13 protein-coding genes are annotated in these 13928 nt (G+C 52.5%); 3 read left to right on the top strand and 10 right to left on the bottom strand.

What is annotated here, in order from left to right; translation table 11 throughout:
* The 4 genes from TURPA_RS06215 to TURPA_RS06200 all read right to left on the bottom strand — a co-directional run bounded on the left by TURPA_RS06215 (window position 1) and on the right by TURPA_RS06200 (window position 4635).
* On the bottom strand, window positions 1-1062 hold the full coding sequence (locus tag TURPA_RS06215) for a hypothetical protein (RefSeq protein WP_014802441.1): 1062 nt from the start codon (window positions 1060-1062) through the stop codon (window positions 1-3).
* Window positions 1063-1149: 87 nt separating this feature from the next.
* The gene (locus TURPA_RS06210; protein WP_014802440.1) at window positions 1150-1497 is read right to left on the bottom strand and encodes a hypothetical protein; all 348 of its coding nucleotides are present in this window, start codon (window positions 1495-1497) and stop codon (window positions 1150-1152) included.
* The gene (locus tag TURPA_RS06205) at window positions 1457-2431 is read right to left on the bottom strand and encodes an ATP-binding protein (RefSeq protein WP_014802439.1); all 975 of its coding nucleotides are present in this window, start codon (window positions 2429-2431) and stop codon (window positions 1457-1459) included. The genes TURPA_RS06210 and TURPA_RS06205 overlap by 41 nt, the downstream gene beginning before the upstream one ends.
* Window positions 2432-2538: 107 nt before the next feature.
* On the bottom strand, window positions 2539-4635 hold the full coding sequence (locus TURPA_RS06200) for a sigma-54-dependent Fis family transcriptional regulator (RefSeq protein ID WP_053332135.1): 2097 nt from the start codon (window positions 4633-4635) through the stop codon (window positions 2539-2541).
* Window positions 4636-4772: 137 nt separating this feature from the next.
* Here TURPA_RS06200 and TURPA_RS06195 point away from each other — a divergent pair, with 137 nt between their 5' ends.
* From TURPA_RS06195 to TURPA_RS06185, 3 genes are read left to right on the top strand one after another with little or no spacing between them, the layout of a single operon-like run.
* A complete protein-coding gene (locus TURPA_RS06195; RefSeq protein ID WP_014802437.1) occupies window positions 4773-5570 on the top strand; it encodes an MlaA family lipoprotein in 798 nt (265 codons plus the stop codon).
* The gene (locus tag TURPA_RS06190) at window positions 5571-6155 is read left to right on the top strand and encodes an MlaC/ttg2D family ABC transporter substrate-binding protein (RefSeq protein ID WP_014802436.1); all 585 of its coding nucleotides are present in this window, start codon (window positions 5571-5573) and stop codon (window positions 6153-6155) included.
* A gap of 37 nt (window positions 6156-6192) precedes the next feature.
* On the top strand, window positions 6193-6774 hold the full coding sequence (locus TURPA_RS06185) for an LURP-one-related family protein (protein WP_014802435.1): 582 nt from the start codon (window positions 6193-6195) through the stop codon (window positions 6772-6774).
* A 5-nt stretch (window positions 6775-6779) separates the two neighbouring features.
* On the opposite strand, the gene TURPA_RS21535 is transcribed toward TURPA_RS06185, so the two are convergent.
* The 6 genes from TURPA_RS21535 to TURPA_RS06155 form a co-directional block, all read right to left on the bottom strand.
* Window positions 6780-7112, bottom strand: a complete 333-nt coding sequence (locus tag TURPA_RS21535) for a cell division protein ZapA (RefSeq protein ID WP_014802434.1) — start codon at window positions 7110-7112, stop codon at window positions 6780-6782.
* A gap of 4 nt (window positions 7113-7116) precedes the next feature.
* A complete protein-coding gene (locus TURPA_RS06175; protein WP_014802433.1) occupies window positions 7117-7767 on the bottom strand; it encodes a DUF1318 domain-containing protein in 651 nt (216 codons plus the stop codon).
* Between the two features lie 5 nt (window positions 7768-7772).
* Complete coding sequence (locus TURPA_RS06170) at window positions 7773-8105, bottom strand: FKBP-type peptidyl-prolyl cis-trans isomerase (RefSeq protein WP_014802432.1); 333 nt, start codon at window positions 8103-8105, stop codon at window positions 7773-7775.
* A 96-nt stretch (window positions 8106-8201) separates the two neighbouring features.
* Window positions 8202-8552 carry an FKBP-type peptidyl-prolyl cis-trans isomerase gene (locus TURPA_RS06165; protein ID WP_041949027.1) on the bottom strand — a complete coding sequence of 117 codons (351 nt, stop codon included), beginning with the start codon at window positions 8550-8552 and terminating at the stop codon, window positions 8202-8204.
* A gap of 119 nt (window positions 8553-8671) precedes the next feature.
* Complete coding sequence (locus TURPA_RS06160) at window positions 8672-11800, bottom strand: SpoIIE family protein phosphatase (RefSeq protein WP_014802430.1); 3129 nt, start codon at window positions 11798-11800, stop codon at window positions 8672-8674.
* Window positions 11800-13899, bottom strand: coding sequence for a PP2C family protein-serine/threonine phosphatase (locus tag TURPA_RS06155; protein WP_157210418.1), 2100 nt, complete (start codon window positions 13897-13899; stop codon window positions 11800-11802). Before TURPA_RS06155 ends, TURPA_RS06160 begins: the two co-directional genes overlap by 1 nt.
* Window positions 13900-13928: the final 29 nt, after the last annotated feature.

Here is a 13928-nt window from a genome sequence, read left to right as displayed (position 1 = left end):
TTAGAACCTCCAGAGTGAGCCGACACTTGCGGCTGCTGAGTGAATCATGGTTGTGCCGGCGATCGCGAGCACGTAGCGTGGCTCGAGTGTCAGCGAAAATTTATTGTTGAAGTCGATCACGGCGCGCGTGCCTGCCATGAACATGCCATAGCCATAGTTTACGGTTTCGACCGCGCCGACGAGGCGGCCAAACTGGTAGCCGCCGTAGAGCACGAGCTGAAAGTGCAGCCAATCGTATGTGAGGTATTCATAACCCGCAAGGCCATAACTTGCCGCGCCATAAAGGCTGACAAAAGTTTCGTCTTTGGGAATATAGTGCAGGTACTCGAGGTTGACGCCGAAGAAAATATCTTTGTGTAACTTACCCTTGTGCCCAAATTCGGCGCTGCCGCCAGCTGCATAGGTGAAGCCGTTTTTGACGAAACCATAGGGCATGAGCCCGATGCCCGATGTTGCTGCATAAAACCCTTTTGGCTTCGCGCGGGGTTCTTCTTTTTCAACGGGCTGGGCTATGACTTTCGGTGGCGCCGTCTTGAAATAGGTGACGAATGAGTCGCCGACGGTTTCCAGAAATTTCAGCGCTTCGGAGACTTCAACCTCGGTATCGACCTTGCGCAGATTTTCGCCCGATTCAACTGCAGCCATGCGCACGAGAAATGAGACTTTGGTTTTGTTCTTCGAGATGCGCCCAAAGATTACGCAATCCGCATTTTTGCCAGCCGCATAGGCGAGCGTCTGTGCCAGGTACTTTTCGGGCTTCAGCTTCTTGTTGTTCAGCAGCGTTTTCATCTCTTCGTTGATCATGCTGCGCGAGATGACTTCGAGACGGCCGTCGGCTTCAAATTTTTCGGCGATGAAGTCACCGATGGCTTTGCCCATATCTTTTTTGCCGTAAGTTACGTAAAAGTTGGCAATATAGACCTTTGGGCGATTTCCCTGCAGTTCGGCGGTACATCCTCTAGGTGGCTCGATCGTGGCGACAGTGGCAGGCAGCGCGGGTGTCGCCTGCGCGAAAAGTGGGGCCGACGCCGCAAGCGCGAGAAAAAATAACGAGTATTTCATATTGCTTCAAAAACCTGTAAATAATGGCAAAAGGGCATTCTTTAACCCTATGGCAAATCTGACGGTAAGAACGACGATTCTACGACTTTATTCGTCGGCAATTGCTTCGCGCGCAATGGCGGCTGCCGCAATACAGACTTCATAATCGAAAAGGGCCCGTCCGGTTTTGAGGGCAGTGCCCATACGCTCGACGCGCACCTGATAACCCGGACGCTTCTTTTCGATCACAATCTGGTAGTCGCCGTCGCCTTTTTCGGGAATCACCAGCTGGCGTTGTCTGTTGCGGTTTATCGCGTTGAGGCAGCTTGTCGCCGTGCGTTCGTCGCGCAGACCCGAGAAGGTGACGGGTATCGGTTCTTTTGCCGTGCCGCTCGTGCCAGCCTTGTCGGCGCCGTTAAGCTGAAGCGCTGGTGCTGAGATGATAAGAAAGATCAAATATCTTGAGAGAGCCGACAGCGTCGTCTTTTTCGTAATATCGATCATAGATGATTATAACTTCGGTTGAAACACCGGGGTCAATTATGAAATAATACTCGCCCGAAAGCTGGCGAATGAGGTCGAGCCCACGGCCGCGGTCGAGCAGCACCTGCGAGATATCGTCGCCGGTTTCGGCGGCCCTCATGATCATGCGCTGCTGCTCAATCGTCTGGTTGAGCGCCTCAATAATGATGCGCGGTGTCAGCGTGCCCATGTTGTCTCTCACCGCAATACCGAAAGCGCTTTCGCTCGCCCCGTAGGCAACTTCTACCCGGTAGGGGTCGGGCAGCTCGATGGCGACGCGGTCTTTCTTCTGCTGCGTATAGCCGTGCGCATGGTAAACGGCGTTGATCAGAATCTCCTGCCAGACGAGGTCCATTTCGGTTTCCTGGCTGAAGTTAAAGCCCCAGGCGCGCATCTCGGTGAGAATCGTCTTGATACACGTACGCACCTGCGTTGATCTCTTGAGTTCTATCTTTCTCAGTTTTCTGAGTTCTGGAATGTAGTTGTGGATTCCGAACCAAACCCGGGCATCGACGCTGAGCAGGTTATCGAGCACGCGAGAGAGCTCGGCGCTCTTAATCGGCTTGGGTAGCACGATCGTAATGTTCTTACTGTTGAGTGCAGTCATGTAGTCGTCGACGTTCTCGTCGGTCGTCAGAACAATCGGGGCTTTGCTGAGCACCTTGAGGTCTGCGAGCAGGCGAAAGTCGTGCGGTTTGGCGGCCTTGGTGTCGACGATGATAATTTCGGGCCGCACTTCATCGACGACCACCTTACATTCGGCAGAGTTTTCGACAAAATACGGCTGGTAGTTATTCTTCAGCAGAATATTTTCGATGATGGTACGGTAAATGCCATCGGGCTCAAATACGACAATCTTGGTGGCCATGTTACCTCTTCAAGTATCGGCCAATTTCTGTCTCGGGGTCGAGCGAAAATCGCGCCGCACGGGGTATGGCTGCCCTGCGGGGTAAATCCTCATGGGGATTTCGAAATCTAAATTTCAAAAAGGCCGTATTGCTGTATCTTCTTGTCGAGCGTCACGCGGTTGACACCGAGGGCTTCAGAAGTCTTCTTCTTATTGAACTGATTCTGGTTTAGCAAAATGCGGATTAATTCTTTCTCTACGGCATTGACCACGGTATCAAAAATTTGCCCTGGCGCCGCGTCAGCCGCCGCCTCTTTGAGGTATGAGCGCAGGTCGAACGACCCTGCCGGCCCGGCCGCCGGCGTTGCAGGTGTTGCCGTTACCAGGCCATCGCCCAGCTGAATATCGCCTGCATCGATTTCTTTCTTGCTGTTGAGTACCACGGCCCGTTCAAGAATGTTTTCGAGCTCGCGTATGTTGCCGGGAAAAGCATATGTCTGCAGCTTTTGCAGTGCGGCCTCGTTGAGCCCCATCGCGGGTTTGTTGTTGCGCTCGCAGATTTTCTCGAGCAGGTGCTGAATCAGCAGCGGCAGGTCGGTCAGGCGCTCGCGCAGCGGGGGAATCGACAGCCGCACGACGTTGAGCCGGTAAAACAGGTCTTCACGAAAGGTCTTATCTTTCACTGCCTGCTCGAGGTTTGCATTCGTCGCGGCGATAATACGCACGTCAACCTTGATCACCTTGTTGCTGCCGAGCGGTGAAAACTCTTTTTCTTGCAGTACACGCAAGAGTTTCGCCTGCAATTTCAGATCGAGCTCGCCAATCTCATCGAGAAACAGGGTGCCTTTATGTGCCGAAAGAACTTTGCCCTTATAGTCGTCGACGGCACCGGTAAAAGCGCCGCGTGCATAACCAAAAAGTTCGCTTTCGAGCAGGTCTGCAGGTATCGCTGCACAGTTGATTTTCACGAGCGCGTTTGCCGAGCGAATGCTGTTCTGGTGCAGCGCGCTCGCGATGAGCTCTTTACCTGTGCCTGATTCACCCGTCACGAGCACGGCGCTTGCCGAGTCGGCCGCCATTTTCATGCGCGCAAAAAGTTCGGCCATGCGCGGGTGTGCACCAATGATGCTTTCAAATTCAAAAGTGCTTTTGAGCTGGCGGCGCAGAATGATGTTTTCTTCTTTTGTCTCGCGCGAGCTCTGCTGCACAAGCTTCTCAATCTGCAGCGCCTGGCCAAAGAGTGACGAAAGAATCTGAGCCAGAAACGAATGATCTTCAAACCGTGATTGCGATTGAAACTTGATTTCCATGTCGAAGACGCCACTTGTGGTGAGCGCCGTCGAACCACGGGGTTCACCGCCCTCGAAGAATGGCGCAGCGAAAAAGCTCATGACCTCTTCGCGCTGGTGGCCTGTCTTATTCAGAAACTGGTTATCTTGCGAAATATCTGCGATCGCGATGGCTTTGCGCTGCTTGAACGCTTTACCCGTTACCCCCTCACCGGGTGTGTAGCGGCCGCGCTGAATTTCTTCAGGCGAATAGTTGAGAGAGGCTGAAACGGCGAGTTCATTGGTAACGCCGTCGTAGAGATAGATCGCGGCGCGTCTCACGCCGAGCTTCTCTGCAAGTACCTGAATAACCTCTTCAAAAAAAAGTTTTATGTCGGCATACTTGCCGAGTGCACCGCTAATCTGCAACAGAACCTCAAGCAGGTGTGTGCGATGGCTCAGTGACTCAACCGAGGTTGTCGTCGTGAAAATCTGTGCCGCATAGTCAGCGAGCATCTGTAGATATTCTTCATGTTCGGCGTTGAAGGCATCGAGTCGCTTCGAATCGACCGAAATTACGCCAAAGTTCTTGTTGCCGACCTTGAGTGGTACGGCCAGTTCTGAACGAATATCTTGTCTGACGGCGATGTAATACTTGTCCTGGGCTGTATCACCCACGTTGCGCAGTTTTCCGGTGACGATGCAGCGGCCGGTAACACCTTCGCCGATCTTAAGCTTTACGGTTTTCGGCAAATCTTGCTCAAAGCCCCGAAAGGCTTTAATTTCGAGAAATTTGCGCGACTCGTCAAGAATCGAAATCGTGCCCGAGTCGGCTCCTGTGAATTCGACGGCCCGGTCGAGCAGGGCGTTCAAGAGCTGTTCACTCGAGTCTTGCGTCAAGAGCGACAACGTCACTTCGTGAAGCGCGACGAGGGGGTTGGTAAAGGCGTTCTGCACTGGCACCAGCACGAGCCGTCGAGACAGGCTGAAAACTATTTGAGAGGTGGTGGCTTACAGGGTAGCTAGAGTTCGGGCTGCACAGCCCCAGTCGGCTTTTGATTTACGGTCGGCCGCATTCGTCTGAATCGCTGTCTGTGCGTCTGCATTTCATCGTGCTGCTGTTGTTCTCGGTCTGGTGTGTGCAATGCTCGTCGTCACAGCAAAAGGCTTCGCCGCTTGAGAAATCCCCCTCTGTTGCAAATGTTGCCGCCTTGGGCGAGCAATCTGATGACGATGCTGACAGCGAGCCTGAGCTCGTGGTGCACGACCCGTACGAGGGTTACAACCGCAAGATACACGCCTTCAACGATTTCTTCTTTCACTATGGCATCTACCCGCTCGCGAGCGGTTGGAACTTCATCACCCCGCGCTTTCTGCGCGTCGGACTCGACAACTTTATCACCTGGGCCTACACGCCGGGCAGACTGATCAACAATCTGCTGCAGGCAAAGCTCGCGCGTGCTGGTAAAGAGACGCTGAGTTTTGCGATTAATGGCACGATGGGCGGGCTCGGTGTCTACAATGCGTCGCGTGAAATTTTCGCACTGGACCAGACTGTCGAAGACAGCGACCAAACGTTGGGTAAATGGGGTATTTCCGAAGGTGCATACATTGTCTGGCCGTTTATCGGACCGCGTACCGTTCGAGGCACCTTTGGTTTCGCCGGTGATCTGATGTTGCAGCCGCAGGCTGTCATCGTGCCGGTCTATATTCAACCTGAAAATATCTGGGTTCAGGGTGCGATCATTGCCACCACCTATTCGGTGCGCGCAGTGAACCAAACCTCGCTCGACCCCGATGCCTATGACAACCTGATGAAAGACTCAATTGACCCGTACGCTTTTCTGCGCGATATTTATTTACAGAATACGCGAAAGAACGTAGCAGACTAGATGAACATATTTTCAAAAGGTGGATTTCTCACATTCACGTTTCTATACGCAACGACGATTCTGAGCGCTGGTACCCCGCAGCAAGACCTCAAAAAGGCAGTCAGCGAGGTGCTGCAGATTCTCGACAGCAAGAAAGATAAAAAAAACAAGCGTGCGGCGATTTCTGAAATTTATGAAGCCAACTTTGATTTCGAAAAGCTGGGTTCGAATACCTTGAAGAGTGACTACAAGAAACTAACCGACGACCAGAAGAAATCTTTCAATGAAAAATTTGCACGCTTTGTTCTTGAATTCTATCTCGATAAGATCGACAAGTACAACCGCAATAAAATTGAGTTCGAGGGCGAAGAGATCAAGGGACAGCGCGCAACGGTCTTTACCCTGCTCGAGTACCAGGGCAAGATGGCGAAGGTCAACTACTCCATGAACTCAAAAAACGGCAAATGGCTGGTCTTTGATTTCGAGGTAGAGGGTGTTCGGCTCTCAAGCACCTATCGCTCGCAATTCGCCAAAGTACTCAAAGAAAAAGGGTTTGATGGCCTGATGCTTGAACTGAACAGATTGCTCGGTAAGTATAAGAAATAATCGAAATCGGCACGCATCATTGCAACCCGGAGGTCTTATGAATCCTTTTGAGAGAGACACGTATTTTGCCAAAATAAAGTTCTTCAAGCTCTTCGGCAACACTATAAGAATTTTCGATGAATCGAACGAGAACCTGCTGCTTTACGTGAAGCAGAAGGCATTCAAGCTTAAAGAAGACATCACCATTTTCGCTGATGAAGCACAGACACGCCCCGTGCTCAAAGTCAATGCGCGTAGCATTCTTGATTTCAGCGCTGCGTACGATGTCACCGATGCCGCGACGGGAGCAAAGATTGGTGCTCTGCGCAGAAAAGGCATGATGTCGTCATTTGTTATGGACGCCTGGGAAATTCTCGACACGCAAGATCAGGTCATCGGCAAAATTCAAGAAGACAGCTGGATTCTCGCGCTCGTGCGCCGTTATCTCGCGAATATAATTCCTCAAAAGTTTAATTTTACTCTGGGTGAAACCGCTGTAGGTGAAGTTAAACAAACATGGAACCCGTTTGTGCCGCAGATGCGCGTCGACTTTTCTGCTGATTCTGGCAAGAAACTTGATCGCCGCCTGGGCCTTGCTGCAGTGGTGCTGCTTCAGGTTATCGAAGGCCGCCAGCAGTAATGATTTTAGAGATCTGATTCGTCGCGAGTCGGCGTGAACTGACCGACGAGCCCGGTTTCGAGCATGCGCAGCAGGGCCTGCGTGCGCTTTTCGATCTGCTGCGCTTCAGCCGGCGCCACCTGTATGCCGCGCCGGGCCTGAAAAAGTTCGTCGGCAATATTCAGAGCGGTGAGCAGCAACATCTTCGTTTGGTCGTTAGACGTGAGCTTCTTCATCTCGAGAATTTTGGCGTTAACATAGCTTGCGACGTTCGCCATATACTCAGGGTCGGCATCACCTTTAATGGTGAAGGTTTTACCCATGAGTTCGACATTAACCCGGCGCTCTTCTTGTGACATATGATTATTCTTTGGCCGCCCAGCTGCCGTCGTCTGCCTGTATCATTTCGCCCTTCAGGGCAGACTGCTGGTATTTATTCTTTTGTGACGCGAGTATCTCTTTCTCAGTAGCCTTGAATTCTTTGTTTGCGCGTTTCTGGCTCTCGACATAACCACGCGCTGCGAGAACGCGTGCCTCATTGATCTCTTTCACGGTCTGAATGAGAGTACGATAAGGGCGCCCAAGATCGGGTTCGTCGGCCAGTTCAGAGTCATATTTCTTCTTGGCTTCGGCAGGCACTTCGGCATTCTCGAGCAATAGATTGGCCACAAAGCCCTTGTTGGTTTCGCCCACCACGCGGTCTTTCTTGAGCTGCGCCAAATGCGCCGAAAAAAGATCAAATTTGAGAAACGCGCGGTATGTATTCGCGTTTTCTTGTTCCATGCTGTTGCGTATTTCTTTGGGTTTCGCATCCAGCGCGGCATGCTCAGAAGTTTTTGCCGATGAAATCATCCAAACATCTTTTTCGAGCTCGGTCTGTTCACCGATAATCTGCCGTTCCGTTGCCGTCTTTTGGCCGGTAATCGTCACCGGTGGTACGACGATTGTACCAAAACAGCGTACCAGAAGCATCGTCACTGCGAGGCAGGGTAAGATGCTTCTCGTGGTCGTCATGGTTGTCAATCGATGCCGAGCAACTCGACGTCAAAAATCAGATCGGCATTGGGTGGTATGACCCCGCCGGCACCACGCGAGCCATACCCCATATCGGCCGGTATAAACAGGGTTCGCTTTTCACCGACTTTCATGCCGGCGACGCCTTCATCCCACCCGCGAATTACCTGCCCCTGACCAAGACCAAACACGAATGGACTGCCGCGGTCAACAGACGAATCGAATTTCTTGCCGCGCTCGCCCGCAGCATTCAGCCAGCCGGTGTAGTGCACCCTGACGTTATGGCCCTTAGCGGCTACCGCGCCAGTGCCTTCTTTCGTAATTTCCGTTTTTAACATATTTGTACGCCCAAATCGCGACAAGTTTTACACTGTTCGTCAATCGAATTTCGGCCTTGTCTCCGTTGACCTGAAGCAAGTGCACCTGCGAAGGTTTTATTCAAAATCGAGCAGCTCGACCTCGAATATGAGATCACTATTCGGGGGTATGGCGTCACCGGCGCCCCTCGGGCCATAGCCGAGCATCGCCGGCACGTACAATATGCGCTTCTCACCGCGCTTCATACCAGCAACACCTTCATCCCAACCCCGAATGACATGACCTTCGCCCAGGGCAAAAACAAACGGACGGTTCTTCTTACGCGATGAATCGAAGACCTTTCCCTTTTTTCCCCCACCGGCATTGAGCCAACCAGTGTAGTGTACCTGCACCCTTTGGCCAGAGATCACGGCTTGTCCCTTGCCCTCTTTGACGACCTCGTATTCGAGGCCATCACTCTTTGTCATGCGGCCTTTAGCGTAAGCTGCCCCGGCGACGAGTAGCGCCGCAACAATGTGGATAGATAGTTTCATGGTTACGCGCGCACAAAATCAATGATCGCGTCCAGAAAAAAATGCTGCGCCCACTACAGGTCAATAATGATGAAGGTCACATCATCCAGAAAGGTGCCGCCCTCAGAGAAGCCGCGCATTTCAGCCAGTAGGCGATCGCGCACTGCAACGATGGGTTCTTCTCGCATGTCTTCGAGCAGCGAGACCAGTCGTGCCTCTTCGAAGAATTTGCCCGCCTTATTCGTCAGCTCGATGACGCCGTCGGTGAATAGCACCAATCTGGTCTTTGGCAGAAAATGCTGCATCTCGACAGTGATCGCTGCGGCTTTTCTGACACCGAGAACCCCACCGGGTGGGTGCACCCGCTTCACGTGCTTCTTACCGGGCTCTTGCAGCAGCAGCGGCAGGTGGCCTGCATTGGCGTGCAGCAACCTTCGGTTTTTGAAATCCACCATCGTATAGGCGCAACTGATAAAAGTGCGTTCGCCCCTTTCGACCATCACGTCGTTCAGGTTCTTCAACAGCTTCTCGGGAAACCGTGCCTGGTCTCGCAGGTTATGCAGCGCGATCTTGAGCATCGCCGCGTATAACGCTGCTGGTATGCCATGCCCGGCGACGTCGGCGATTAGCACGCCGATAAAGCTGTCTTCTTCAAGAAAATCGTAGAAGTCACCGCCTATGCTGCGCGCAGGCAGGCAGACTGCCTCGATCTGAAAATTTTCGTTGCCCGGGTTTGCCCGCGGTAAAATCGATTCTTGAATCGAACGCGCGATTTCGAGTTCGCGGTTCAGCGCACGATAGTTCTCACGGGCGAGGCTCGCCTCGCGCTGCAAGAGTACGTTTCGCACGCGCGCGACCACTTCTGCTTTTTCAAACGGCCTGCGAATCAGGTCATTCACCCCCGCCGAAAAAGCACTGGCAGCAACACCGGCCTGGTTATTGTCGATCAAAAGTATTATCGGAAGAATGCCGATGTCGAAGCTCGCGCGAATATTCATGGCAAGCTCAATACCCGAAACATCTGACAGCAGAACATCGCTGATGACGAGAGCAATATCTTCGCTGTCTTGCAGTCGAAGCATTGCCTCGGCGCCATTTTTCGCAATCTGGCTTTCTTTGCCTAACGTCGCCAGCTGGTCTTGTAACAGACGGTTCTGGCTGACGTTGTCGCCAATGATGAGAACTTTGCCACCGGGCGTTGCTGCAGCGTCGATGCCCCGTTCAGGCAGAGACAGGGTTGAATCTTCATTTCCTTTTCGGTATTCGGTGCGGGCATGGGTGCCGGCCAATAAGACCTCGAGTGCCGACATCTGCTGATAAGGCAAAGTGACCGTTAAAGCGTGGTGCGATTCAGCCAGTTTTTGGTAGTGATAGTGCCCACCCAAAAGCTGTGCAAGTTTTTGCGTCACCAGAGGGCCCACATCTCCGTTGGGCAAATCATTCACTTCTGAAAAGCGCGCATCGGGGTCGCTGCCGAAATAGAGCACGCTGATCGCCAGCTGGCCGTGCATGGTGCCCAGTTTCACCGTAATCGCCGGCGAGTGCGAATAGCGAATAGCCGTGCTCACAAGGTTCAGCAAAATTTGCTGCAGTCGGGCCGGGTCTGTGTGTATATCTTGCAGACCTTCGGGTATTTCGTCGATCAGCGCCAACTGCTTGTTGTCTGACAAACCCAGACACAGCTTCAGAATAGGGTGCACAATTTTCTTCAGAGCCACAGTCTGCATGTTGAGGCGAATATCGCTGTGCTTCAACCGGACAAAATCTGTGAGGTCGTCGATCAGGTACATAAGTCTGCGACCGTTCTCTTCGATGACCGACAGCGTGCGCTGCACCTGTTCACTGACAGCCCCGGCCACACCCCGCCTGACGTTCTCTACCGTTTGCACCATCGCCTGCACGGGAGTACGCAGTTCTTGCGAAGTTTGTGTGAGAGACTCGTCGCGCAGTTTATCTGATCGCAGCAGCTTCTGCGACAGCTCGGCATTCTCGTAAAAAAGCGAAACTGATTTCCCCGAAATCAGAATAGCCTGTAAAAATGTGAATCCCAGAATCGTAATCGAGAATATCGTCGGGGTCGATATGACCTCAGCACCGCTCAGCGCGTCATTGAAGAACGCGGCTGCAATGGCAAAAACACCGACTGTCAGGACGCGTGCACCATAAACGTTCAACCAGGCCAGCTGCGCGAGATAGTACAGCGCAAACGGAGCCATCACCGCAATGCCCAGCTGAAAAGGTTCCCGCAAATAGCGAACGATACCCTGCGGCAGCAATATTGCCGCTGAGGCAAAGACGAATGACATGCCCACTAATAGTCTGAAGACAAGTTTGTTACCCAGCTGCGCGTAAAAAGTTCGAATGTAAATGATAAAGAATGCAGCATCCAGAAGATTCACAACGTATTCGAGCCGTAAGCGTAAGGTCCATGGAACAGTGGTGAAAACGTCGTCAAAAATCTGTTCGCCCACAAAAAGGCGGCTCGTGCCCACGAGCAGACAAAAGATGCCGTAATACACCGACGATGGTTCAGGGTGGCGCAGTAAGAACAGCAGAATGTGGTAGAAGGCGAAAGTCATCAGGGCCACACTGACCACGATATCGAGCATCAGCGCTTTTAGCCTGAACTGGTCCATCGCGCGTACCGATGCCACGCTGATCGAACGATTGATACCTCCCCGGTGCGAGTCGGCATTGCTGACCTGAACGACGATTTCTGTTTTTCCCGCCAGTGGTAGCTGAACGTAGCGCATGCGCGACCCCGGTCGAACCTGGTCCATGAGTTCTGATACGATGCCGTTTTGTACTTCGCTGTGGCCGTTCACGAAAAAGCGCGAGGCAGTCTGCCCTGAGGGAAACCGAAAGGTGTAACTGGCGATCTGCGCCGGCAAAGTCAGCGTCAGCCGGTAAGTTGCACTCGCTTCTGCAGGTAAACGCAGGGTAAGGTCGCTATAGCGATTGAAGCTAAGCGGCACGGGTGCGAACCGCTTCGCAGCTAGGTGGGATTTCAGACTTTCCGGAGGCAGAATCCGGTTTGGGTAGAACTCCCATTCTCCATCGAGTTCATACACGGAACCGTCGTCAAACTGAGCCTGAGACAGGTCAATAGAACCTTTTTCTGCAGTTTGAAAAGAGCGTTTGTTCTGGCAGGCCCCGAGGGCCAGAACCAGAAAAAGCGAACGAAGAACCACCCGAATCGTCATCACTGCAACTTCTTGCTCAGGTGCTGGGTAATTTTGTCTTCGGCATTGGCTTTTGTCAGACGGTTCACCAGATTTGCAGCGCGCGACCGATTGCCAGTTTTGATCGCGATCGCGGCCAATAGCTGCGTGGCGCGCACATCACCGGGGATTTTCTCGAGGTGCAGCTTCACGTGCTTTTCGGCCAACTCGTACTCTTGCAGCTGGTAATATATTCTGGCAGAAAGAAACGGCAGCGCGGGAAATTCAGGATACATTTTCCACAAGTCTTCGAGCAGGCGGGCAGAATCGGTGACCATGCGCTTTTTCATTGCACCAACAGTCTCGTTGAATTTTTCTATGAATTGCCGGTACTGTGGGTGAACGCTGATAATGAGCATCGAAACATCATCACGAATACGCGAGCTTCCCGCAAAGCTGTGCAGCTGATCGCGCACTGCGTCGGCGATCTGCTGCGCCGAGCGTTCATGGTTTTGCATCACAATTTCTTGCAATCGCGCAAGACCGAATTCTTCTCCGGCCTCATTGACCTGTTCAGTGATACCGTCGGTGAAAATTACCAGCATATCACCGTATTCCAACTTAGACGTTTTCTCTTCGTACGTGTCGGTTGCATCGGCCATTGCTCCGATAAAGAGTCCGTTAGTGTCGTAGGCTTCAATGGTATTGCGCTTGCGCCGGTAGTGTAGCGCTTTCTGGTGCGAAGCGTTGGCGTAGGTGATGCGCAGTTTGTCGTCGATACGCACGAGAAAAGCCGTGAGGTAATCTTGTGTCTTGATCTGTTCGCTCAGTTGTGTGTTGACTTCTCTGAATACTGCTGCGGGTGACTCACTGTGGCGAATCGCGGCGCCGAATGCGTCATTGGCCGCCATCGTTATCAGAGCCGCAGGCACACCATGGCCTGAAACGTCTGCCAGCAGTGCAAAAATCGCCTTATCTTTTTTGTAGATGTTCAAAAAATCGCCTGATACTTTTTGCATAGGCTCGTACAAAATACCAAACTGCAGAGCATTCCAGGGCGCGTGCCGGTGCGGAATCATTTCTTTCTGAATTTCAGCGGCAAAATCAAGCTCGGTCTGGATCTCTTTGTCTTTCTGTTGCAGTTCGGCATTCGCCTCGCTGAGGTGTGCCGTCGCTTCGCGTATCTGCTGTTCAAGATCGCGGCGGTAATTCAGAACTTTTTGCGCTGCGTGAAAGAAACCCGATGATAGAGTCGCGAGTTCCTGGTCTGAAGTCTGCGAATAAAAATCAGGATCATGACCTTCTTGAAGGCTCGTCGCAGCGAGCTGCAACTCTTTGATCGACGCGAAGATGCTCGAGAAGAAAAGCACGGTCAGCACCATGAGCAGAGCCAGCGAAAAGGCTGAAAAACCGATGATGTAGGTATATCCCCCCGTTGATTTTGCCATCTCACTGCGCAGCAGTGATATAAGAATATAATCACTGAGTGCAATGACCAGCAGAATGCTCGCGAATTTCAACTTCAACGAAATAGAATATTCATTCGGCGGTTCATGGCCCATGAAGAATAGCTGCCGTTTGACGAGCGATCGATACTTGCCCATGTGCAGGTCTGCGGTGACATAGACAAAGAGCACGTGTATCGGCAGAGTGACAATTGCCGTCTGCAGGTAGAGACCTCCGTGACCGCTGTGCACGAAAAAGTATTCGGCGACGAGCACTGTTGCAATGACGACGGCCACATGAAACGGGCCGTAAAGTGCCCGGTTCTTGCCGAAATCCGTCAGGTAGTTGAGCAGCTTCTGGTAATCCCGCACCTCGCGATCGATTTTCAGGCGGCCGTCTTCGAACATGCTGTTGACGAAGCGCACGCGTGGAATAAAAGTCCTTATGCCTAAGCGGTGAAAGCCGTCGTTAAGGTAGACCTCGATAATGACAATGATCACGAGCCCGAGCAGCAGAGATTCGGTAATATAAACATTCAACTCGGGCAGGTGACCGCGCGCAAAACCGTACGCAAATCCTGCAGCGGCAATAACGCTCGTGAACACCACATGCAGCAGGGGTGCTGCATAAAACCCGACGACCCAGGTTGCAAACCGCGTCAGCGAGCGGTATGCCTGCAACAGCGGTGCAATCACGGTCGCCACCCAGACGCACATCGTGTGCG

This window comes from Turneriella parva DSM 21527, from assembly GCF_000266885.1.
GTDB classification, from domain to species: Bacteria; Spirochaetota; Leptospiria; order Turneriellales; family Turneriellaceae; genus Turneriella; species Turneriella parva.
The sequence above is the reverse complement of the archived record's forward strand: the minus strand, read 5'-3'. Positions and strand labels throughout refer to the sequence as shown.

Excerpts from the sequence above, each read along its gene's own strand:
- TURPA_RS06215 (WP_014802441.1), bottom strand. The coding sequence starts at position 1,062 with ATGAAATACTCGTTATTTTTTCTCGCGCTTGCGGCGTCGGCCCCACTT.
- TURPA_RS21535 (WP_014802434.1), bottom strand. The coding sequence starts at position 7,112 with ATGTCACAAGAAGAGCGCCGGGTTAATGTCGAACTCATGGGTAAAACC.
- TURPA_RS06185 (WP_014802435.1), top strand. The coding sequence starts at position 6,193 with ATGAATCCTTTTGAGAGAGACACGTATTTTGCCAAAATAAAGTTCTTC.
- TURPA_RS06205 (WP_014802439.1), bottom strand. The coding sequence starts at position 2,431 with ATGGCCACCAAGATTGTCGTATTTGAGCCCGATGGCATTTACCGTACC.
- TURPA_RS06160 (WP_014802430.1), bottom strand. The coding sequence starts at position 11,800 with ATGACGATTCGGGTGGTTCTTCGTTCGCTTTTTCTGGTTCTGGCCCTC.
- TURPA_RS06165 (WP_041949027.1), bottom strand. The coding sequence starts at position 8,552 with ATGACAAAGAGTGATGGCCTCGAATACGAGGTCGTCAAAGAGGGCAAG.
- TURPA_RS06175 (WP_014802433.1), bottom strand. The coding sequence starts at position 7,767 with ATGACGACCACGAGAAGCATCTTACCCTGCCTCGCAGTGACGATGCTT.
- TURPA_RS06170 (WP_014802432.1), bottom strand. The coding sequence starts at position 8,105 with ATGTTAAAAACGGAAATTACGAAAGAAGGCACTGGCGCGGTAGCCGCT.
- TURPA_RS06190 (WP_014802436.1), top strand. The coding sequence starts at position 5,571 with ATGAACATATTTTCAAAAGGTGGATTTCTCACATTCACGTTTCTATAC.